The 21141-nt window shown below is 36.2% G+C and carries 20 protein-coding genes; 14 read left to right on the forward strand and 6 right to left on the reverse strand.

Going from position 1 to position 21141, the window contains the following annotated elements:
- Positions 1 to 7: 7 nt before the first annotated feature.
- Both argS and tatA read right to left on the reverse strand, forming a co-directional pair.
- Positions 8 to 1627, reverse strand: coding sequence for an arginine--tRNA ligase (gene argS / locus EK17_RS04240; protein ID WP_035587777.1), 1620 nt, complete (start codon positions 1625 to 1627; stop codon positions 8 to 10).
- 5 nt (positions 1628 to 1632) lie between these two features.
- Complete coding sequence (tatA, locus tag EK17_RS04245) at positions 1633 to 1851, reverse strand: twin-arginine translocase TatA/TatE family subunit (protein WP_035587778.1); 219 nt, start codon at positions 1849 to 1851, stop codon at positions 1633 to 1635.
- A 103-nt stretch (positions 1852 to 1954) separates the two neighbouring features.
- On the opposite strand from tatA, the gene EK17_RS04250 reads away from it, so the two are divergent.
- Entirely contained in the window at positions 1955 to 2959 is a 1005-nt protein-coding gene (locus tag EK17_RS04250) for a 4Fe-4S binding protein (RefSeq protein ID WP_035587780.1), read from the forward strand.
- A gap of 64 nt (positions 2960 to 3023) precedes the next feature.
- On the forward strand, positions 3024 to 3446 hold the full coding sequence (locus tag EK17_RS04255; RefSeq protein ID WP_035587783.1) for an FKBP-type peptidyl-prolyl cis-trans isomerase: 423 nt from the start codon (positions 3024 to 3026) through the stop codon (positions 3444 to 3446).
- A gap of 23 nt (positions 3447 to 3469) precedes the next feature.
- Here EK17_RS04255 and EK17_RS04260 read toward each other — a convergent pair whose 3' ends face one another.
- Genes EK17_RS04260 through EK17_RS04275 form a run of 4 tightly spaced genes read right to left on the reverse strand, consistent with a single transcriptional unit; the run spans position 3470 to position 10909 of the window.
- Positions 3470 to 4621, reverse strand: coding sequence for a sigma-54-dependent transcriptional regulator (locus EK17_RS04260; protein ID WP_035587785.1), 1152 nt, complete (start codon positions 4619 to 4621; stop codon positions 3470 to 3472).
- Positions 4614 to 7034: a homocysteine S-methyltransferase family protein gene (locus EK17_RS04265; RefSeq protein WP_035587787.1), complete on the reverse strand. Its 2421-nt coding sequence runs from the start codon at positions 7032 to 7034 to the stop codon at positions 4614 to 4616. Before EK17_RS04265 ends, EK17_RS04260 begins: the two co-directional genes overlap by 8 nt.
- Entirely contained in the window at positions 7031 to 10102 is a 3072-nt protein-coding gene (locus tag EK17_RS04270) for an AsmA-like C-terminal domain-containing protein (protein WP_035587790.1), read from the reverse strand. Before EK17_RS04270 ends, EK17_RS04265 begins: the two co-directional genes overlap by 4 nt.
- Positions 10103 to 10105: 3 nt before the next feature.
- Complete coding sequence (locus EK17_RS04275) at positions 10106 to 10909, reverse strand: DsbA family protein (protein WP_035587792.1); 804 nt, start codon at positions 10907 to 10909, stop codon at positions 10106 to 10108.
- Between the two features lie 126 nt (positions 10910 to 11035).
- Between EK17_RS04275 and EK17_RS04280 the strand changes: the two genes are divergently transcribed.
- The 12 genes from EK17_RS04280 to EK17_RS04335 are packed head-to-tail and all read left to right on the forward strand — an operon-like array spanning position 11036 to position 21118.
- Positions 11036 to 11941 carry a tetratricopeptide repeat protein gene (locus EK17_RS04280; RefSeq protein ID WP_035587794.1) on the forward strand — a complete coding sequence of 302 codons (906 nt, stop codon included), beginning with the start codon at positions 11036 to 11038 and terminating at the stop codon, positions 11939 to 11941.
- A gap of 2 nt (positions 11942 to 11943) precedes the next feature.
- Positions 11944 to 12915, forward strand: a complete 972-nt coding sequence (locus EK17_RS04285) for a LysM peptidoglycan-binding domain-containing protein (RefSeq protein ID WP_035587797.1) — start codon at positions 11944 to 11946, stop codon at positions 12913 to 12915.
- A 4-nt stretch (positions 12916 to 12919) separates the two neighbouring features.
- Complete coding sequence (gene cysS / locus EK17_RS04290; protein ID WP_035587799.1) at positions 12920 to 14347, forward strand: cysteine--tRNA ligase; 1428 nt, start codon at positions 12920 to 12922, stop codon at positions 14345 to 14347.
- Positions 14329 to 15177, forward strand: coding sequence for a sigma-70 family RNA polymerase sigma factor (locus EK17_RS04295; RefSeq protein ID WP_035587801.1), 849 nt, complete (start codon positions 14329 to 14331; stop codon positions 15175 to 15177). Before cysS ends, EK17_RS04295 begins: the two co-directional genes overlap by 19 nt.
- Positions 15177 to 15779: a DnaJ domain-containing protein gene (locus EK17_RS04300; RefSeq protein ID WP_035587803.1), complete on the forward strand. Its 603-nt coding sequence runs from the start codon at positions 15177 to 15179 to the stop codon at positions 15777 to 15779. Before EK17_RS04295 ends, EK17_RS04300 begins: the two co-directional genes overlap by 1 nt.
- A gap of 8 nt (positions 15780 to 15787) precedes the next feature.
- On the forward strand, positions 15788 to 16237 hold the full coding sequence (locus EK17_RS08990; RefSeq protein WP_051904418.1) for a DUF2062 domain-containing protein: 450 nt from the start codon (positions 15788 to 15790) through the stop codon (positions 16235 to 16237).
- Entirely contained in the window at positions 16224 to 16871 is a 648-nt protein-coding gene (locus EK17_RS04310; RefSeq protein ID WP_035587805.1) for a rhomboid family intramembrane serine protease, read from the forward strand. The genes EK17_RS08990 and EK17_RS04310 overlap by 14 nt, the downstream gene beginning before the upstream one ends.
- On the forward strand, positions 16868 to 17569 hold the full coding sequence (locus tag EK17_RS04315; RefSeq protein ID WP_035587807.1) for a UDP-2,3-diacylglucosamine diphosphatase: 702 nt from the start codon (positions 16868 to 16870) through the stop codon (positions 17567 to 17569). The genes EK17_RS04310 and EK17_RS04315 overlap by 4 nt, the downstream gene beginning before the upstream one ends.
- The gene (gene ligA, locus EK17_RS04320; protein WP_035587809.1) at positions 17562 to 19565 is read left to right on the forward strand and encodes an NAD-dependent DNA ligase LigA; all 2004 of its coding nucleotides are present in this window, start codon (positions 17562 to 17564) and stop codon (positions 19563 to 19565) included. The genes EK17_RS04315 and ligA overlap by 8 nt, the downstream gene beginning before the upstream one ends.
- A 1-nt stretch (position 19566) precedes the next feature.
- Positions 19567 to 19869 carry a hypothetical protein gene (locus tag EK17_RS04325; protein ID WP_035587812.1) on the forward strand — a complete coding sequence of 101 codons (303 nt, stop codon included), beginning with the start codon at positions 19567 to 19569 and terminating at the stop codon, positions 19867 to 19869.
- Positions 19870 to 19886: 17 nt separating this feature from the next.
- Positions 19887 to 20588 (forward strand): sigma-70 family RNA polymerase sigma factor, encoded by a 702-nt coding sequence (locus EK17_RS04330; protein WP_035587814.1) that lies wholly within the window; start codon positions 19887 to 19889, stop codon positions 20586 to 20588.
- Positions 20585 to 21118 carry a ferredoxin domain-containing protein gene (locus EK17_RS04335; RefSeq protein ID WP_035587817.1) on the forward strand — a complete coding sequence of 178 codons (534 nt, stop codon included), beginning with the start codon at positions 20585 to 20587 and terminating at the stop codon, positions 21116 to 21118. Before EK17_RS04330 ends, EK17_RS04335 begins: the two co-directional genes overlap by 4 nt.
- Positions 21119 to 21141 lie beyond the last annotated feature (23 nt).

Below are 21141 nucleotides of genomic sequence, written 5' to 3' on the forward strand. Positions count from 1 at the left end.
TTTCCTCCTACATTTTCTCTTTTGCTTCAACGCCGATTAGATCCATGCCCAATTTTAATGCAACTCTTACAGCCTCAATAAGGATCAGTCTTGATGCAAAAATATTATCTTCTGAGCCTATAATTCTGTGTTTGTTGTAAAATCTATGAAACTTTTCCGCTATAGTTATCAGTCCTTTTACGATAAAATAAGGCTCTATCTCTTCTGTTGCTTTTTTTATAAACTCCTTAAAGAAAATCAGGCTTTTTATCAGATCAAATTCCTCTTTTTGTTCTAAAGCATCTGGGTAATTGCATTTTGGTATGCTGTCTATGTTTGCAAGAATGCTGCAAATCCTTGCATGGGCGTATTGTACATAATATACAGGATTGTCGCTGCTTTGCTTTTTTGCAAGCTCTAAATCGAAATCCAGATGTGAGTCAACGCTGCGTGAAACAAACATGAACCTTGCAGCATCGACACCCACCTCATCCATAACATCCTTAAGTTTTATAAACTCACCCTTTCTTGTGGACATCGATACCTTTTCTTTGTTTCTTAAAAGGTTAACTATTTGCACTAATACTACCTTTAGTCTATCAGGATCTATATCCATGGCTTTGAGTGCTGCCTTTACTCTTGCCACATAGCCGTGATGGTCTGCCCCCCAAACATCTATAACCTCATCAAACCCTCTTAAAATAAATTTATTTCTATGATAAGCTATATCGCTTGCAAAGTAGGTAAAAGCACCGTTACTTCTTTTTATAACCCTATCTTTATCATCGCCGAATCTACTTGATGCAAACCATACTGCACCATCTTTGTTATAGATAACGCCTTTTTGTTCCAAAAAATTAATGCTCTCATCCATTTCACCTTTATCATATAGGCTTTTTTCGTTAAATATTTTGTCAAATTTGACCCTGAAATGAGAAAGGTCATCCATTATCTCCTTTAAGATAACCTTAGCAGCTTCATTTTTGCATATCTCAACTGCATCTTGATTGTCAATCAGCCTATCACCATATGCAACAACGAGGCTTTTTGCTATATCTATAATATATTCACCTTTGTATCCATCCTCAGGTAGTTCATCATCATAGCCTAACAGCTGTTTATACCTTGCATATACCGATTTACCCAAAAGCTCCATCTGAAGCCCTGCATCGTTAATGTAATACTCTGTTTCGACATTATTACCTGCGAATCTTAAGATGCGGGCTATACTATCACCTATGGCTGCACCACGCCCATGGCCTACATGCAAAGGACCTGTTGGATTAGCACTAACAAATTCTACCTGTATTTTTTTGCTGTTATCGGTAAATGGCTTGAAATACTCGTCTTTTTTAGAGTTGATCTCCATCAATTGGGATAAAAGCTCTTTTGGATTTATGAAAAAGTTGATAAACCCTGCTCCTGCAATTTCAATTTTTTCAAATAATTGGTTATTTTCTATGGTTTTTATAAACTCCTCTGCTATGTTCCTGGGCGGTTTTTTTAGCTTTGAGGCAAGCACCATTGCTATGTTGGTTGAGTAATCTCCAAATTTTTCCTCTTTTGGGTGTTCTATCGTATAGTAAACATCTTTAATATCAATTTTATTTAAATATCTTTCGATCAGCTCGCTAATCTTTTCCTTCATGTTTGTTAATTAGCCTCACCGTCTTTTGTTTTTTCATTCTCTATTTCGGCATTTAGTGGTTTTTTCTCCTCTTTTTGCTCATCCTCCTCAATATCTTTCATCGATTTTTTAAATTCCTTAATGCCCTTGCCTAATCCAGCACCGATTTCTGGCAATTTTCTTGCACCAAAAATAACTAAAAGCAATATTAATATAGGAGCTAACTCCTGCATGCTTGGCAGCATCTTTACACCTCCTTTCCTTTTGCCACAGTGTAATTATTAGCTTAAAAAAAGTCAATATCAACGATACTTGAAACTTAAAAATAATCTGTGTAATAATACAAGCATGGATTTTGTGCTCTCCTCTAAAATTGATGTAAATAAATCAAGATGCATAAGGCATAATTTTTCAAAAACTCACTGCCGCTATTGTGAGGATATCTGTCCTGTTGATGCTGTAAGATTTGGATTCCCAAACAGAATAGAAATTGCTCATGATATTTGCATTAAATGCGGCTTATGCTATGCTGCATGTCCTTTTGGGAGTATTGATATCTCAAAGGATGATGAATTTATATTGTCAAATATAGAACAGGCTGAGAAGATTGAGGTTGGTTGTATATTTTCTTTTGCTAAAAACAGGGTAGCTTGTTTAAGCAGACTAACAGATGACCTATTGTTTGCTTTATTGAAAGATAAGTCAGTTGTTATAAAAAGGGGTATTTGCAAAAATTGTAAATTTAAATCCACCCTGCCCTATTTTTATAAAAACCTAAAAAATACTGTTTCCCTTTTACTTTCGTTTGGGGTTGAATTTAGATTAACTATTAAAACATATCCTGATAAAAGCACTTTTATACCCAAGGAAAGTATGGATAGACGCAGTCTTTTTAATATTTCAAGGAAATTTAAACATAAAAAAACAAAAAGAGAGTTGCTACTTGAGAAGATTAAACATGAAGATATTAAACATGATAGGAAATTTAATGATATAGCTAAACTTGAGATTTCAAATGAATGCAATTTGTGTGGGATCTGTGAGCATATCTGTCCAATGGATGCAATATTAGTAGAAAAGAATGATTTAAAAGGCTTAATAAAGTTCAATCCTGCCCTGTGTGTGGGTTGTAGGGAGTGTGAGCACGCATGCCTGCCTCAGGCAATCAAAATATATAAGGGCAGTGCGTCACTATTTAAAACAAAACCGTATGTTGCTTTTGAGGCAGCAAAAGTTGTTTGTGAATCCTGTGGTAAGACCTTTTATACGACATCCAATGAAAAAATTTGCAATATATGTCGCCACAGAGAGGATGAAAAGAACCGCCTGATAAATTTCCTGAAAAATATCTAAATATTTGCAAAATTCCCTTTTTTATGCAATAATATTTTATTATTTTTGTTTTGGAGGATTTTTGATGAAGGTTTCCAAGGATAAGACAGTGCAGATGCACTATGTCGGAAGGCTCGATGATGGAACGGTGTTTGATTCAAGCGAAGGAAAGGAGCCACTTGAGTTTGTTTTTGGCGAGGGAAGTATTATTCCTGCATTGGAGCAAGAACTTGAGGGTATGGAAGAAGGTGAAAAAAAGAGGGTTGTTGTAAAGGCAGCTGATGCCTACGGTGAAAGGAATCCCGAGGCTGTGCAAAGGGTAGAAAGAAATCAACTACCTGCAGATATTGAGCCAGAGGTTGGCATGCAGCTACTTGCCCAGACCCAGACAGCAAGCCTGCCTGTTACAATCATAGAGGTTGATGAGGAGTTTGTAACAATAGATTTTAACCATCCTCTTGCAGGCAAAGACCTTATCTTTGATGTGGAGATCGTAAGCGTAAAATAGAAAAATAGTGGGCTGGCTTTTTGTCAGCCCATGTTGTGCAGATAGATATCCTCTTTGGTTAGTTTATCCTTGTCGCATAAAACGACTGCTCGCTCAATAACATTCTGAAGTTCCCTTATGTTTCCAGGCCACGGATAATTTATCAGTATCTCCATGGCCGAATCGTCTATTTTTTCAATATTTTTGCCAAATGAGCTTGAAAACTGCTTCAAGAAATGCTCTGCAAGTAATGGTATATCTTCTTTTCTTTCTCTTAAAGGCGGAATGGTTATTGGAAAAACACTTATTCTGTAATATAGATCCTCCCTGAATTTTCCCTCTTTTACATAATCCTCTATATTTCTGTTGGTTGTGCAGATAATTCTAACATCCACTTTTATCGGTTCAACGCCCCCAATTCTGTCTATGACCTTTTCCTGAATTACCCTTAACAGCTTTGCCTGTAGCTCAAGTGGCATCTCTGTAATCTCATCCAAAAGCAGTGTGCCTTTATTGGCCTGTTCAAATTTGCCCTTATGGGTTTTTGTGGCACCGCTGAATGAGCCTTTCTCGTATCCAAACATTTCGCTTTCCAATAGATTTGATGGAATAGCTGCACAGTTTACAGCAACAAATTTAGAATTACAGCGGGGGCTTTGTGAATGGATATATTTTGCCAACACCTCCTTTCCTGTGCCGCTTTCACCGATTAATAAAACCGTTGCATCGGTTTTTGCAACTTTGCTTGCAAGGTTAACAATTTTTTCCATCTGTTTGCTTTTGTAAATAAATGCAAAGGGAGTATCATTCTTCTGCGTTGTTGATTTTTTTATTGTTTTATGCGATACAGCAAGATGTAGCACCTTTTGTAGTGCTTCCTGAGAGAATGGCTTAAGTATAAAATCAAAAGCACCCAACTTCATAGCCTCAACGGCTGTTTTTACATCACCGAAAGCCGTAATCATAATAAACGGTATATCTTTTTTTATCTTTTTTACCTCACTCAAAAACTCTATGCCGTCCATTTTGGGCATTTTAAGGTCGCTAATTATAACATCAAAATCCTCTTTCTTTATGAGCTTTAAAGCCTCTTTTGCATTTTTTGCAACGACAGGCGAGTGGTTTAGGTGCTTTAGTGTGGCATTTAGGGCCATTCTCATCTGATCGTCATCATCTACTACTAAAACCCTATACATTTTCTTTTGCCAACCTCACAGCCTCGATAGCGTCTTTTGCATACATATCAGCGCCTATTTTTTTAGCAAACTCCTCTGTCACAGCAGCGCCGCCAACCATGATTTTTACCTTTAAACCTTCCATTTTTATCTTATCTATCACATTTTTCATATTTATCATTGTGGTTGTCATAAGGGCGCTTAAACCCACTGCATCGGCGTTGTGCTCTTTGATGGCTTTTATTATAGTATCATCATCTACATTTTTACCCAGGTCTATAACCTCAAATCCATTTGTTTCAAGCAGTAAAGATACAATGTTTTTACCTATATCATGTATATCGCCTTTGACTGTTGCTATTACAATGGTTTTGCCGGTTTTTGTTTTTTTAGAATTCTTTTTGATCTCATCCTTCAAAATGTTAAACGCCTTCTTCATTGCATTTGCAGACCTGATCATCTGCGGCAGGAAGTATATGCCTTTATCATAGAGCTTTCCTACGACATCTAAAGCGGGTATAAGCATTTTATTGCTTATTTCAAGCGGCTCATATTCTTTTAATGCTTCTTTTGTAAGTGTGATTATCTCCTCTTCGTTGCCCTCAACAACGCACATAAACAGCTTATCTTCCAGGCTGCCTTTTTCAAAAGGAGAGCTAATCAGCTCCATTTTTGCCTTATTGCTCTGACTGCCAGTAAGTGTTATGTCTGATGATTTTTCTATATAGATTGAAGCATCCTTATCTCTATCCACAATAAGATCGCTTGCATATTTAATCTGCCATAACAGCTCATCGTATGGGTTAACAATTGCACTATCAAGGCCGTTGTAAACTGCCATTGCAAGAAAAGAGGCGTTTATCAGTTTTCTGTTTGGCAGACCAAATGATACATTGCTTAAGCCCAATATTGTTGTCAGGTTGTATTTCTCCTTGATTAACCTTATTGTTTTTAATGTTTCTAAGGCTCGTAATTTGTCGCTTCCCACAGTTAGAGCAAGGGCATCCGCTACGATGTCCTCATTTTTTATGCCAAACTCTTCTGCTTTTGTTATTATTCTTTCAAGCACATCTACCCTTTCTTTTGATGTATCGGGGATGCCTGTTTCATCCAATAGCAAAGCCAAAACAGCTGCACCGTATTTTTTTGCTAAAGGCAGGATTTTTTCTAAGCTTTCTAAAGAACCATTAACAGAATTTATCAAAACCTTACCGTCAGCTGCCTTTAGACCCTCCTCTATTGCCTCTGTATTTGATGAATCTATTACAAGCGGAACAGAAACAACGCTTTGGACAGCAAGCACGCATTTTTTCATCATGGCTTTTTCATCAATCATGGGGGTGCCAACATTGATATCCAAAGCTTTAGCTCCATGCTCTACCTGCTGAATAGCCTCTTTTCTGTATAAACCTGTTTTGCCTTCTCTTAGCTGCTCTTTGAGGTGCTTTTTGCCTGTTGGGTTGAGCCTTTCACCGATAAAAACTACAGGTTTTCCATAACCTATCTGCAACAATTCTGTCCTACTTGTCAGAACCGTAGATTTTTCTATTGTCCTTTTTTTAACCTCTCTGTTTTTTAATTTTTTTGCAAGTAGCTTTATATGCTCAGGCGATGTGCCACAGCATCCCGCAACAATGGCTGCATATTGAGCAAAACTTTCTGCATAAGTTGCAAACTCTTGAGGTCCAACGGGAAATATCGTTTTTCCATCAATAAGACGGGGTATGCCTGCATTTGGCTGAATGATTAAAGGTTTATCTGTTACATCGGCCATCTGTTTAACAAATTTATCCAGCAGATCCGGCCCAACAGAGCAGTTTGCGCCGATCACATCTACATCCATCGCCTCTATAGTCTTTGCAAAGACCTCAGGTGTTGTGCCAAGAATTGTTCTTCCATCCTCTGCAAATGTCATCATGGCGATAATCGGTTTATCCGTGATTTCTCTTATGGCAACTATAGCTGCTTTGAGCTCTTTTATATCCATAAATGTTTCAAGTGAAAATAGATCTACACCTGCATCAACAGCTGCCTGCGCCTGTTCTTTGAATATCTCTTTGATTTCATCAAACTCAGCATCACCCACAGGTTGGATAAACTTTCCTGTTGGTCCTATGGATAGAGAAACAAAACCTTTATCTTTTACAACACCTCTGGCTATCTTTACAGCCTGATAGTTTATTTCATAAACCTTATCTTCAACACCAAATTCGGCAAGTTTTAGCCTGTTTGCTCCAAATGTGTTGGTAACAATAATATCAGCACCAGCTTCTAAGTAGGACTTATGAATCTGTGCAATTGCTTCTGGATGAGTGATATTCAGGTAGTCGGGAGAAACACCTTCTTTTAAGATGCCAAGTTGCTGAAGCTGAGTGCCCATTGCACCGTCCAGTATAAGGATTTTTTTGTTTAGCTCTTTTCTAAAATTTCTCATTTACCCACTCCAAACAATTCCAAAGGTAATTCAAGCGTTCTTTTTACTACACCAAAGACACCTTTTGCAAGATTTTTAAAGGGCACGGGTTTTATTGATGGATTATTGATATTGCCCTTGACTTTAAAACACAAACCTGTAAAGCTTTTCTGTTTGCCTGTAAGGATATAGCCAATTATTGGAATTTCTGAAACGATGCTGTTTATAGTTGAGAATGTGATAAATGTAACATAACCGTTTATAAAACTTTTATTTAAGTCGTAAGTGCCGTATGCGAATAGATCGAGTGTTTTGCCTTTTAAGTATAACGGTTTATTCTCTTTTGCCTCTATTGAACCGTTTTTCAAAAAAAGATGAGCTTTTAATGTATCATAATCAATGCCTTTAGAAATTTTGTAGCCACTTAGAGATAGTTTGAATGGATTTAGGAGTGAGAACAGGTTGATTGCTGCAGGTGTATTTTTTATACAGCCATTTCTTGCCTCAAAATCTATTAAACCGTTGAGTTTTAAAGGGTCGATTATATCTGTGTAAGGATTGTGAAGAATAGCTTCTATTTTAAGCTGCAGTGTTGGTTTTGTGCAATCTGTAAGAGCTGACCAGATGGCGGAATCTTTTACTTTAGCTACTATCTTTTTTGAATATTTATCGTAGTTTATATTTATGCGGCTTTTAACAGCTACAAAATACATCGTGGCTTTGTTTTTGTTGTTTAAAAGGACAAGCTTGGCAGGACCTATCACTACACTACCATTCCTTTTTTTGATTTTTAGGGCAATAGTTGAAAAGACAGCATCTATGTCCATTTTGGGTAATTTTATGGTTTTGAGTGAAGTATTTTTATGTTTTTTTGTCAGGTCAACGGTAAAACTATCACAGAAGCCTTTAACGGCCAATGAATTGTTGTTGTAGTTGTATTTTCCATCAGCAGTGACGGTTTCTTTGTTGTGCTTTACATCTACCTTAAAATTGATCAGATTATTTTTTATAGATACAGAACCGTGTGGTAGTATGTAGTTATATATTTTTATATTTTCTAACAGCAGATTGCCTGTTTTTAGATAAGGTTTATTTTTGCCCGGTTGAATTGTTATGTTGCCGTTTACAATGCCGCTGTAGTTTTTGCCCATTAATTTTGAGATGGTTTCTATCTTGAAGTTGTTAAATTGTGCTTTGAGAGACAGAATTTTTTCTTTGCTTAAGTCTATTTTTGCAGATGCTGTTGACTTGCCAAAGCCTTTTATAGTTATGTTTTTTAGGCTGAGTATATTGTTTTTTATAATACCTTCTGCATAGGAGTCTAAAATATCGTCAGTAAACTTTAATTTTGTATTTAATCTGAAACTTAAGTTAGCTGGCGTTCCATCGATAAAGGCTTTTTTAACTGTAATCGCATTTAATAATACCTTTGGTGGTGTTTTGTTGAATTCTTTAAACAGTTTTTTTAAATCAACTGAGGATAATCGTGTTGTGATATTACCTTTGAGGTGCAATGCAGGTTGAATTGTAAGTACAAAGTTGTTTGTATCAAGATAGGATGTTTTTGTTTGGGCGGTGAAATTTTTGAAGTTTAAAAAAAGTTTTACCACCCTACCCTTTGATGTTGTTCTTTTGATTCTTAAATTTCCTTTTGCCTTAATATACCCGTTGGGTATGTTTTTGTTTATCAATTCAACATTGTTTAATACTATATTTATATCAAAGTCAAAATACGGTTTCGGCTTGAAGCGATACCCATAGACATCCACTGTTGCTTTGGCGTATCCTTTTAGATTTGATGTTTTACCTATAATTTTTAAATCGTTTTTACCCAGTATGTTGTTTTCTAAAAACAACCTTACATAATCATTCAAACTGCCATCAAGCAAGAGATGTATATCTGATGAGAGATTTTTTCGATAAACGATAAAAAGGGCTTTTTTGGCTTTAACGCCTTCGAAATTGCCATAACCTTCTGCTTTGAGTTTTTCTGGTGTTATGTTAACCGTTGCCTTATTAACAAAAAATGGTCTATCTTTTGTATTTATTCTAAATTCAGCGTTTTCTATAATCACTTTGCCATTTCTTATAAAGGATATTGGTGGTTTGCCTGCAAAATTTATATTGTCTAATTTTACTTTTCCTTTAAGCAGGTAGTTTTTTAGATCTTCAGGCAGAAAAGGTGTTATGCGGTTTAGGCTTATAAAAGGTGTGGTTATTGAACCAAAGACAACGCTTTTGAGTGGTTTTGTTGCATCTATACTGCCTTTGAGTTTAACTGCATAGCCGTTGTTGCTTCTAAACTGCAATGTTTCTATCTCAAGCGGTTTTTGTAGATTTAGAGTTGCCATTAACCTTGGTTTTATAAATATGAATTTTTTGTAGCGAATATCTAATCCACTTGCATCTATTGTAATCTGTTTTGAACTGCCTATCTTTATATTGGCTGAGATCTGGGTTGCATTTAAACTGTTAAATATAATATGAGGGGTAAAAATATTTAATGTAAGGTACTTTTTTGAAAGTTTGGCTGAGAGTTTTAAAAAGATTGTGTTGATTTTTCCTATGAAATGTATCGAGTTTGAGTTTGTAATGGGGTTAAAATAACTTGAAATACCTCCAGTAAGCTTATAGCCTTTGTATTTTAAGAGTATTTGCTTTATCTCTAAATCAACAGGAATTGTTGGAAAGTGTATCTCGTTTATGTTTGTTTTTTGATTCGAAGATAGCAATACCACATTGGCTTTGCTGATCTTTATCTTGCCAGCGTAGTATTTACCACCAGCCAAAGAGATTAGAAATTTAACGATGTTTATTTTATCGTAAATATCCTCGCAGGTGGCATTAAACTGTCCTGATGTAATTGTTATTTGTTGTGCTCTAACTGTTAAATATGGAAATTGCTTGTTGATAGAGAGATTTTTTATGTTAAGATTTATGTGTTGTTCCTTGAGTTTTGCTTTATTTGAGTTGATGATATTTAAAATAGCCGCTGCGTCGAATTTGTTCCAGACAACTACTACTGCTATAACGATGATAATAAAAAGGGCAGCAAAAGCTGCCCCTATGATCTTTAAGGCTTTTTTCATTGTTTATTTTATGTATGGCGTTATATCCGTTAAACCCAAAATCAGATACCCTTTATCTTTGGATGTTTTAATCAACATTGCAGGTGTTCCGTTTATGCCGGCTTTTGCTGCAGCATTCTGAATTTCATCAAGTACTTTTGAGTATTTTTTGAGCAATTCAGCGGCTTCTTTTGTGTTTGCCATCTTTTCTACATCACCAAAATTTGCAAGCTCTACCTTATTGAGTGCTTCCTTTAGGCCTTTTTTCTTTTCAATATCTAAAAATACTGCACTACCCTTTTTTGCCTGAGGTCCATGCACATCAAACGGCAAAACATGGAGTTTTATCTTTTTGTTTTCTGCAAGTTTTAGTAGTTTGGGCAGCTCTCTTTTGCAAAATGGACACAATGGATCGCTAAAAAGATAAACCTCTCTGCCCTCTCCGATTGATTTCTTTGCCCATTCTGGTAGCTTTTCTATGAGATTGTTTAGCCACGATATATCCACAGGAATCCGTTCAACATTTTGTTGGGGTTTTACTCTAACGATTTTACCGTTTTTGTTTTCAAGTAGAACAGGTATTATCTTTGTTTTGTCCTTTGATACCCACAGGTATCGATGATAGACGGTTCCTGTTTTTTTCTGGATGATTGATACATTTAGCTGGTCAAACCCTTTTAGTTGGCTGTTTTTTTCCACCTTTACCTTGTAGCTAATTGTTGGTGGAATTAGTTTGTTTAAAATGTCGCTGTAGTTTTGAGCAGCAAATGCAGTTGTGGTGTAAAAACCTGCAACGATACTTCCAACAAGTAGTTTTTTGAGATCCATAATCTCTCCCCCTTTAATTTAAGTTATAAAATTATATGAGCTTTCAGGTGTTTTGGCAAGTATAAAGCTTGTGGTTGACAGATGGTAGGGCATACTTTAAAATCATTTAAATAAGGAGTTAAGTCAATGAGGTATGTAAGGTTTTTAATTCCTGTAGTAATGGTGATGTTTTTGACCTCCTGTGGTTTTGACAACAGTTTTATTCTGAAACGATTGGATATTATGCAGCAGCGTATCGATTATAACAGCTTTAGAATCAAAGAAAATAGCAAAAGAATTGGCTCTATTGAAGCCCAACTTGAAAGAATCAAAGAGAGAATCAGAAGGCAAATGCAAAACGATAGTATATTATCGGCTATTCCTCCTGCAGTAGTAGTTGATAACCTTTCAGTTGATGAAGCTAATAATTCAGAGAAAAAACCTGCTAAAACAACTATAACAAAAAAAACAATCAAGATTGAAAAGAATTTAAAACAAAGCAATAAGAAACAGGCTCACTCGATAAATAATATCAAGATAGCTGCAAAACCCAAAAATGAAAAAAAAGTAAAGGTCAGCAGCATACCGCCACCCATTGTAAAAGTAGCTACAACAGGTAAAGGCCCAAATGATAAGAGAAATTCTATAGATTCAAGGCAATATAAACAAGGCAGTAACCTAACGCCCAAAGAGTTATACAAAAAAGCTCTATCTTTATATTTTAAAGGCAACTATAAACAGGCGAGTATTTTGTTTGAAGAATTTGTTGCAAAATATAAAACCTCAGATCTATATGATAATTCCTTATACTGGCTTGCATACTGCAATATCCATATGGGTGATATAAAAAAAGCAATAGCCTTGTTTAAAAAAATCATTAATGAATTTCCATACAGCAGTGTTTCTCAAGGTGGTAAAACAGATGCGGCGATTTTTAGTTTGATTAGGATCTATAAAAAAATGGGTAAGAAAAAACAGGTAAGGATGTACAAAAATCAACTACTTAAACGTTTTCCATTAAGTAGCTACACAAAAAAGATTAAAGGGAGTTAGTTATGAGAAAAACGGTGCTTGTTGTGTTGATTGTTTTTTTTGCGCTGAATAGCTATGCTTATAAGTATGGAGACCTATACATCGTAAAACCGCATGATACATTGTGGGATATATCTAAAAAATTCTATAAAGATCCGTTTTTATGGGGTAAGATCTGGCACAACAATGTATATATAAACGACCCGAATTTGATTTTTCCTGGAGAGATCTTAAAGATCACTGACCACGGTCTTGAAATTTTTTCAAAAAATAAAAATAAACAGAAAACAACAAAAAACATTGGTCAAAAAAAGTATATTGCACCCATCTGGTATGACGGATATAAATTTTACTCAATATGCAATTATCATACATGTTTATGGCATAAAGATCAGTTTAGAATAGGTTATATCAGCTGGGATAGTTACAGCCATGTTGAGGTGTCAAAGGGTGATGTAGTGTATATTCACACGCATTTAAACAACTTGCCTGAGGTTGTTTATGTCTATAGAAATCTAAAGGATAGATTGGATACATCTATGTGCAATGATCTGGATGAGGTTTATGTTGTTGTAGCAGAGCTTAAAGTTTTAAAACCCATAAGAAAAGGGATCTTTAAAGCTAAAGTTATAAAATCTATAGGCTCAATTACACACGACGATGTTATAAGCAGTGTTTATCCCTATATTGTGCTAAAAGGAAAATTAGAAGAAGCTAAAGCAGGCAAGGTTCCTTTGAGACAGATGTTTTCCTATCAAAGCGAGTTTCAAAGCGGACTTGGATTTTTCTTTTTCTTTAAAGCCCAAAAGCCCATTTCTAATATTCTGCTTAAAAAGGTTGAAATCGACAGGATCAATAAAGGTGCCTATGAGCCCATTAAGATTGCAGAAGGCGTAGTGGTTAGCCAGTATAAAAATTATTTTGCAATATTTGTTAACTCTATTGGCGGAATAGATGAAGTGCCAGATAGAACACAACAATACATTTTGAGGTGAGGGAATGTTGAAAATTTATAACACTGCAACAAAAAAGGTAGAAGAATTTAGGCCGTTAAATCCTAAGAAGGTTGGCATGTATGTATGTGGCGTGACAGTTTATGATTACTGCCATATCGGTCATGCAAGAAGTGCTGTGGTGTTTGATATAATCTACAGGTATTTGGTGTTTAAAGGTTATGAGGTAGTTTTTGTCAAAAACTTTACAGATATAGATGATAAAATTATCAATCGTGCAAATAAAGAAGGGGTGAGCTTTGATCAGATCTCCAGCAGATTTATTGAAGAGTATTACAGGGATATGGAAGCAATAGGCATAAAAAAGCCAACTTATGAGCCAAAAGCCACAGAGCATATCAAAGAGATCATTGACCTTACAGATACCCTCATTAAAAAGGGTTTTGCCTATGAGGTAGATGGTGATGTTTACTACAGCGTTGAAAAATTTAAAGATTACGGCAAACTGTCTCACAAAAACATAGAAGAGCTAAAAAGCGGAGCAAGGGTTGAGGTAAGCGATAAGAAAAAAAATCCGCTTGATTTTGCTTTATGGAAACACTCCAAAGAGAATGAACCTTTTTGGGATTCTCCCTGGGGTGATGGCAGACCTGGCTGGCACATTGAATGCTCAGCCATGAGCATGAAGTATCTGGGTGAGTCGTTTGATATTCACGGCGGTGGTGAGGATCTGATTTTTCCCCATCATGAAAATGAGATAGCCCAGAGTGAAGCAGCAACAGGTAAACCATTTGCAAGATACTGGATCCACAACGGTTTTGTAAGGATTAATAAAGAGAAGATGAGCAAATCTTTGGGAAATTTTTTTACAATCAGGGATATCCTAAAACAGTTTAGCGGTGAGGTGTTGAGATACTTTCTACTGCTTACCCACTACAGAAGCCCTATCGACTTCTCTTTTGATGGTTTGAATGCTGCAAAAGAGGCACTCAACAGATTCTATAATTTTATTAAAAGGCTTGAGGATACACCGTTTGATAAAAATGGCGTTGAGGATGATAGCCTAAAGGAAGCCCTTGAGGGTTTAATTAATAGATTTGAGGCTGCGATGGATGATGATTTTAATGCACCAAAGGCTATAGGTGAGGTTTTTTCTACAATAAAGCAGTTCAATAGCTATCTGGATAATGTTGATAAGAATAACGATAAACCAAAAAAAGTATATAAAGAGCTATTCCTTGATGCCATTGAGAGGATTTCAGATGTTTTAGGTGTTTTTGGCAGCTCTTCTGCAAAGTGGTTCATACCCGATGATATTGATGTGAAGTGGGTTGAGGATATGATAGACAAAAGAGCTATAGCAAGAAAAAACAGGGATTTTAAAACGGCTGATGCAATCAGGGATGAGCTTGCAAAAAAAGGCATTATACTTGAGGATGCTAAAGGATATACTCGATGGAAAGTGAAAAGATAGTTCTGGAAGTGGATAAAAACGATACAGAAAGCACAGCGCTTGAGAGTTATCTAAAAGAGATAGCTAACATTCCTGTTTTGACAGCAGATGAGGAAAAAGAGCTGGGCTACAGGATAAGAAAGGGTGATAAGGAGGCTTTAAAGAAGCTCGTTAAACACAACTTAAGGTTCGTTGTCAGTGTGGCAAAAAAATACAAGAATTTAGGCATTCCTTTACTTGATTTGATTAATGAGGGCAATTTAGGTTTAATTAAGGCAGCAAAGAAGTTTGACCCTGATAAAGATATAAAGTTTATCTCCTATGCAGCCTGGTGGATAAAACAATCGATTATGAAATATATAACCGAGCAGTCTGCGCCTATCAAGATTCCCGTTAAAGCAAAAAACAGAATTCAAAAGCTTGATAATTTAAAGGAAGCCTACAGAATGCAGTTTAATGAGGATCCAATGGATAAGCAGCTTCAGGAAATGGCAGACCTAAGTGAAAAAGAACTAAAAAATGCCGAGTTTTCAAGGATATATGTGGATTCTTTGGATGAATATGTTGGTGATGATAAGGATGTGTCTTTGGGTGAGTTGATCAGTGTGGAGGATGAGTCAGCCGAGGATAGGTATATCAAAGAATCTCTTATCGAAGAGGTTAATAAATTTATCGAGACCTTGCCTCAAAGGGATAAAGATATAATAAAATTGAGGTACGGTTTGTATGATGGCAGACCAAGAACCCTGCGCGAGATTGGAGAAAAATACGGCATTAGCAAGGAAAGGGTCAGGCAGTTAGAGAATAATATCTTAAAAAAATTAAAAAAGCGGTTTAAAAACTACCAGTAATGGATCCATACGAGGTTTTGGGAGTAGACAGATCTGCCTCGTTTGAGCAGATAAGAAAGGTTTTTTTGTCGTTGGCAAAACAGCTACATCCAGATACTGCAATAGATGAGGCAGATAGAATAGCTAAAGAAAAACGGTTCAAAGAGATTTCCTATGCATATTCTCTCATAAAAGAGGGTAAGGTTGCTGATATAAACGATAAAGTTAAGGATGAAAAAGATAACTTGGAATATATTAAAAAGAAGGCTAACTATTTCATCAAAAAAGGCGATTACAACGCAGCGATAGATCTGTTAAGACCCAAAGAAGATGAGATGGACTTTGAATGCAATATGCTTCTTGGCATAGCATTGCTTAATAAGAACAGACTCCATCAGGCTTTAAAGTATTTTAAAAGAAGCCTTGATTTAAACCCGTGGGATGCCCTGCCCTATGTTTATATAGGCATGGTGTATGAAAAAAGCAGGCTAAAGGAGTCGGCTGTAAAGTATTATAAAGAGGCGCTCAAGATTGACCCTTCAAATAAGATGGCATCTGAGGCTTTAGAAAAATTAGAAAGAAAAAACCCTTTTGCTGGTTTGGGAAAATTTTTTAAAAAATAAGGTTAAATTTGAAAAAAATCTCGTATCGGAAGCTTCTAAAAGATCTATTAGCGCTTGATGATACACCAGAAAAGATAGCAATTTCATTTGCTGTTGGCGTTTATGTCTCTGTTTCTCCTTTTTTTGGAATTCACACGATTATTATTTTGGCTGTTGCCTTTCTTTTTAAATTGAATAAGGTTGCTGCTTTAATAGGCTCGTGGGTCAACCTGCCCTGGAGTGTGCCTGTGATGTTTTATATAGAATATAGAATTGGTAAGTTTTTGCTAAACGATCCTACTTCATTTGAGCTAAAGCCATTCAGTCTACAGCACTATTTAAGCGGATCAAAGCAGGCGTTTTTTGATATATTAACAGGCAGTGTTATTTTTGGTGTTTTTGTTTCCGTTATAAGCTATTTTTTGATAAAGTATTTAATTAGAAGCTACAGAAGGAGAAAATTAAGTGATACCGCTTAAGGATGATATACCATCATATTCAGCCCCTGTTGTTAATTATACATTGATTGCCGTGAATGTTTTAGCATTTTTTTATGAGCTATCACAGCCTTCATTTACGCATTTTATATTTAGGCATGGATTTATACCGTATATGTTTTTTGAAAAGCATCACTACATAACCCAGTTTCTCAATATTTTTGAGTCTATGTTTCTTCATGGTGGATTTATGCATATTTTGGGCAATATGTGGTTTTTATGGATTTTTGGAGATAATGTTGAAGATCGATTGGGGCATGTAAATTTCTTGTTATTTTATCTTGCTGGCGGTGTAGTTGCCTTTTTGATTCAGGGTGCTGTAACACCTCATCTTAGAGCTCCTGTAATCGGTGCAAGTGGGGCAATTTCGGCTGTTATTGGTGCATATCTGGTATTTTTCCCGAGAGCTCGTATAACAACGCTTATTTTTATTTTTCTGTTTTTTACATTTATACAGATACCAGCCTGGCTGTTTATCATTATCTGGTTCTTTATGCAATACTTCAACGGTGTATTGGCTTTGGCTGGTGGGTTTAGTCATATAGCCTGGTTTGCCCACATAGGCGGATTTTCGTTTGGTTTTCTATTTGCCAAATATTACCTAAAAAGATTATGAGATGTTTATTTGTTTCTGATGCCCACTATCCAAAAAGTTCAGCTATTGTTGATTTTTTAATATCTATTGTTAAACAATACGATACCGTTTATATTCTTGGGGATCTATTTGAGTTTTACTATGGTTATGAAAAAATATACCCTCATCATAAACCGTTGCTTGAGGCTTTGGGATTGGTTGCACAGTATAGCCGTGTAGTTCTCTTTGAGGGAAATCACGAATACAGGCTAAAAAATATCAAAAGGTTTTTACCTGTTGAGGTTATAGATGACTATGCAATTGAGACAATAGACTCAAAAAGGGTTTATCTTGCCCATGGTGATGCTATTGATAAAAACGATAGATTTTATATGCTGTTTAGATATTTTTTGAAAAACGACATAACGCTTGAGTTTATAAACCGTTGTGTTCCACCAAAAACACTTTTAAAACTTGCAGGGTTTGCCTCTGATTTTTCAAAGAGTAAACTAAAAAATAAACCCTACAGGGGCACATATAGGGCACTTGAGGAGTTTGCAAAAAAACAGCTTGATGAGGTTGATGTAGTGATTTTAGCTCATACACATAAGAGTGTGTTTAAGAATTTTAAAAACGGATTATACATAAACACGGGAGATTTTTTTGAGCAGTTTAGTTATGTTGTTTATGAAAACGGTGAGTTTTGCATGAAGAGGTTTGCAGGAGGCAAAAATGGATAAGCAGGAGGCTAAAAAAATCATAGAGGATTTAAGAAAACAGCTACATTACCACAACTACCGCTACTATGTTTTAGATGACCCTGTTATTTCTGATAGTCAATACGATGCAATGCTTAAGAGGCTCAAAGAGTTAGAAGAGCAGTTTCCTGAGTTTTACGATGAAAATTCGCCAACTGTTAGGATTGGGGGAAAGCCGCTTTCAAAATTTAAAAAGGTTGAGCATAAAATCCCCATGATGTCACTGGATGATGGTTTTGAGGAAGGGGAAATTATAGAGTTTGACAGAAAGGTTAAACGGTTTTTAAAACTTGATGAGGATGAAGATATAGAATACTGCGTTGAGCCCAAATTTGACGGCTTATCGATTTCAATCATTTATGAAAATGGCAAACTTAGCGTTGCATCAACAAGGGGTGATGGTTTAACCGGCGAGGATGTAACACAAAACATAAAAACAATTCGCAATGTTCCGCTTGTTATCTTAAACGATCCACCTCAATATTTGGATGTTCAGGGTGAGGTTTTACTTACAAAGGATGAGTTTAAAAGAATAAATGAGGAGAGACTTAACGAGGGCTTGAGTGTATTTGCAAACCCAAGAAACGCAGCAGCTGGCTCAGTCAGACAGCTTGACCCCAAAGAAACCGCAAAGCGCAATCTAATAATGATTTTTTATGCAATCAGAGAGATTGAAGGCTATAAAAAAGAAATTTCCACACAGTTTGAGGCACTCGAGGTGTTAAAACAGATGGGTTTTCCTGTGAGTGATTTGAATAAGTTATGCAGAAATATCAAAGAAGCGATAAAGCATAAAGAGTATCTTGGTTTGATAAGAAAAGATTTGCCTTATGAGCTTGATGGTGTGGTTATAAAGGTTAATAGTTTTGAGCTACAGAAAAAGCTTGGATTTACAACAAAATCTCCCCGATGGGCAATTGCATTTAAATTTGAAGCCCAGCAGGCAACAACAAAGATTAGAGACATAGAAGTGAATGTTGGCAGAACAGGTATTCTAACGCCTGTTGCAATATTAGAGCCTGTTAAAATCGGCGGCGTTGTTGTATCAAAAGCAAGTCTGCATACGATGGATGAAATAGAGAAAAAAGATATTATGATCGGGGATACGGTGTTTGTTCAGAGGGCTGGTGATGTAATTCCTGAGGTTGTAAAACCTGTTAAGGAATTAAGAGATGGCACCCAAAGGCCTTTCAAAATGCCGCAGTTTTGTCCGGTGTGTGGCGCTAAAGTGGTAAAAGACGGAGCGTATTATAGATGCTCAAACATCAATTGTCCCAAGGTTTTGAAGGAGTCGATAAAGCATTTTGTCTCAAGAAAGGCCATGAATATAGAAGGCTTTGGCGATAAACTCATTGAGCAGCTTGTTGATAAGGGTATAGTAAAAAGCGTTGCAGACCTATACAAACTTAATAAAGACACCTTGATGGGGCTTGATAGGGTTGGTGAGCAGCTTGCAGAAAATCTCTTAACATCATTGAGTCGCTCAAAAGGCACTACTTTTGCTAAATTTATCTATGCATTGGGAATCAGGCATGTGGGGGAATATGTGGCAAAGCTACTTGCAGAGAGATTTAAGAATCTTGATAATCTAAAAAAAGCAACAAAAGAGGAACTGCTTTCCATAGATGGTATTGGTGAAGAAATAGCAGATAGCGTAATTGCTTTCTTTGGTGAGGAAAAGAACCTAAAAATGATAGAAGAACTACTAAAGGCCGGCGTGCATTTTGAAGAAGATACAGGAAAAGTTAACCCGAAAATCAAAGGCAAAAGCTTTGTTTTTACAGGCACGCTCTCCAAACCAAGGGATTACTACAAAGAGTTGATTGAAAAACATGGTGGTATTGTAAGAAATTCTGTTAGTAAGAATTTAGACTACCTTGTTGTAGGTGAAAATCCGGGTTCAAAGCTAAAAAAAGCTCAGAAAGCTCAGGTTGAAATTATAAATGAAGAACAGCTGTTGAAGATGTTGGAGGCATAATTTGAAAGAGGGTATTTTGCTTGACCCCAAATGGATTTCTTCATTTTATGCATTGGTTGCGACGGCTCTTTGCACATTGATTTTTACATATAAAGGTATCGATTTTTTTGATGCCTTTGTTAAAACCTTTTTTACCGCTATCTCTTTTTATCTGTTTGGTATAGCAACTGCGGCGGCTGTAAATTTTGTTGGTTTGCAGTTTTTAAAGAAAGAGGAAGATGAAGCACAAGAGGAAAACGCAGAGCAGGAAGAAGAGACTTTAGAAGAGGAGCAACAAGAGGAAGAAACTCAGGAAGCTGCATAATCTAAAAGAGTTGTCGCATGGATATAGAAGAAATTGTTAACGGTTACTATCCAATTATAAGAAGAATCGTTAAAAAGACTGTTGTAAGGATGCCTGAAGGATACGATGAGGATGACTTTGTCCAGATCGGTATGATGGGTCTTTTAAAGGCAATTGAAAAGTGGGATGAATCAAGAAGCTTTTCTGAGTTTAAGTCTTATGCCAACACAAAGATCAGAGGTTATATTTTAGATAAATTAAGACAAATTGACCCTGTTTCTCGCTACTCCCGCGATAAACTAAAAAAAATTCACAAAGCCTATAAATCGTTTATGGATAGTGGTAATTTTAATCCTACAGATGAAGAGGTAGCAAAAAAAGCCGATCTTGACATAGATGAGTTCAATGAGCTGCTTAGAAGACAGGCAAATGCCACGATGATGAGTATAGATGAAACAGTAAGTGATGGCGATGCTATACTGCTTGAGGTAATCGAGGATAAAGCAGCTAAATCACCAGAGGAGAAATACTACGAAGAAGAGCTTGAGGATGTTTTAAAAGAGGGTTTATCTCATTTAACTGAAACAGAGATTATAGTGTTAAACCTGTATTATTACGAAGACCTCAACATGAAAGAGATTGCCTCAATTATAGGCAAAACAGAATCAAGAGTTTCTCAGATTAAAACCAAGGCATTGCTAAAACTTAGAGCTTTTGTTGAAAGGAGGTTTTTACAGTGATAGTTGATGAGGCGATAGATATTGTATCAAAACTGCTTGTGATTGATGCCATTACTGCTCCAAAAAGCGTTGGAAGAGATGATATAGTTGTAGACATTGTGTCGGATAAAAAGATAAAAGAAAAGATCCTTTCACAGATGGAGACTATAACAGATAGGGGCGGTAAGAGCTTCTATAAACGGGATGCTATAAACTGCAAAGATGTATCGCATATTATTTTGATTGGATTCAAGGAGTTTTATCACGGTTTTGACTGTGGTTTTTGCGGATTTTCAGGTTGCGATGAATGTGCTAAAAATGGTGGCATTTGTGCAGTAACCACTACAGATTGTGGTATTGCCATCGGTAGCCTTGTAAAGCTTGCATCAATTTTTGGTGTGGATAACAGGATAATGATATCGATTGGTCAGGCTGCTGTTGAGATGGGGTATTATAAGGAAAGGTATTCTTTTAAAGTTAGGGGTGCTTACGGAATCCCCCTTTCTGCCACTACAAAAAACCCGTTTTTTGATAGAAAGATAAAGGTGTAAGGGGCTCAAACGCCCCTTTTGGC

Origin of the sequence: Hippea jasoniae, from assembly GCF_000744435.1 — a bacterium.
In the GTDB taxonomy this organism is placed as follows: Bacteria; Campylobacterota_A; Desulfurellia; order Desulfurellales; family Hippeaceae; genus Hippea; species Hippea jasoniae.

Bases quoted from the DNA above. Each gene is read 5' to 3' on its own strand.
- argS (WP_035587777.1), bottom strand. From the start codon at position 1,627: ATGAAGGAAAAGATTAGCGAGCTGATCGAAAGATATTTAAATAAAATT.
- tatA (WP_035587778.1), bottom strand. From the start codon at position 1,851: ATGCTGCCAAGCATGCAGGAGTTAGCTCCTATATTAATATTGCTTTTA.
- EK17_RS04250 (WP_035587780.1), top strand. From the start codon at position 1,955: ATGGATTTTGTGCTCTCCTCTAAAATTGATGTAAATAAATCAAGATGC.
- EK17_RS04255 (WP_035587783.1), top strand. From the start codon at position 3,024: ATGAAGGTTTCCAAGGATAAGACAGTGCAGATGCACTATGTCGGAAGG.
- EK17_RS04260 (WP_035587785.1), bottom strand. From the start codon at position 4,621: ATGTATAGGGTTTTAGTAGTAGATGATGACGATCAGATGAGAATGGCC.
- EK17_RS04265 (WP_035587787.1), bottom strand. From the start codon at position 7,034: ATGAGAAATTTTAGAAAAGAGCTAAACAAAAAAATCCTTATACTGGAC.
- EK17_RS04270 (WP_035587790.1), bottom strand. From the start codon at position 10,102: ATGAAAAAAGCCTTAAAGATCATAGGGGCAGCTTTTGCTGCCCTTTTT.
- EK17_RS04275 (WP_035587792.1), bottom strand. From the start codon at position 10,909: ATGGATCTCAAAAAACTACTTGTTGGAAGTATCGTTGCAGGTTTTTAC.
- EK17_RS04280 (WP_035587794.1), top strand. From the start codon at position 11,036: ATGAGGTATGTAAGGTTTTTAATTCCTGTAGTAATGGTGATGTTTTTG.
- EK17_RS04285 (WP_035587797.1), top strand. From the start codon at position 11,944: ATGAGAAAAACGGTGCTTGTTGTGTTGATTGTTTTTTTTGCGCTGAAT.
- cysS (WP_035587799.1), top strand. From the start codon at position 12,920: ATGTTGAAAATTTATAACACTGCAACAAAAAAGGTAGAAGAATTTAGG.
- EK17_RS04295 (WP_035587801.1), top strand. From the start codon at position 14,329: ATGGAAAGTGAAAAGATAGTTCTGGAAGTGGATAAAAACGATACAGAA.
- EK17_RS04300 (WP_035587803.1), top strand. From the start codon at position 15,177: ATGGATCCATACGAGGTTTTGGGAGTAGACAGATCTGCCTCGTTTGAG.
- EK17_RS04315 (WP_035587807.1), top strand. From the start codon at position 16,868: ATGAGATGTTTATTTGTTTCTGATGCCCACTATCCAAAAAGTTCAGCT.
- ligA (WP_035587809.1), top strand. From the start codon at position 17,562: ATGGATAAGCAGGAGGCTAAAAAAATCATAGAGGATTTAAGAAAACAG.
- EK17_RS04330 (WP_035587814.1), top strand. From the start codon at position 19,887: ATGGATATAGAAGAAATTGTTAACGGTTACTATCCAATTATAAGAAGA.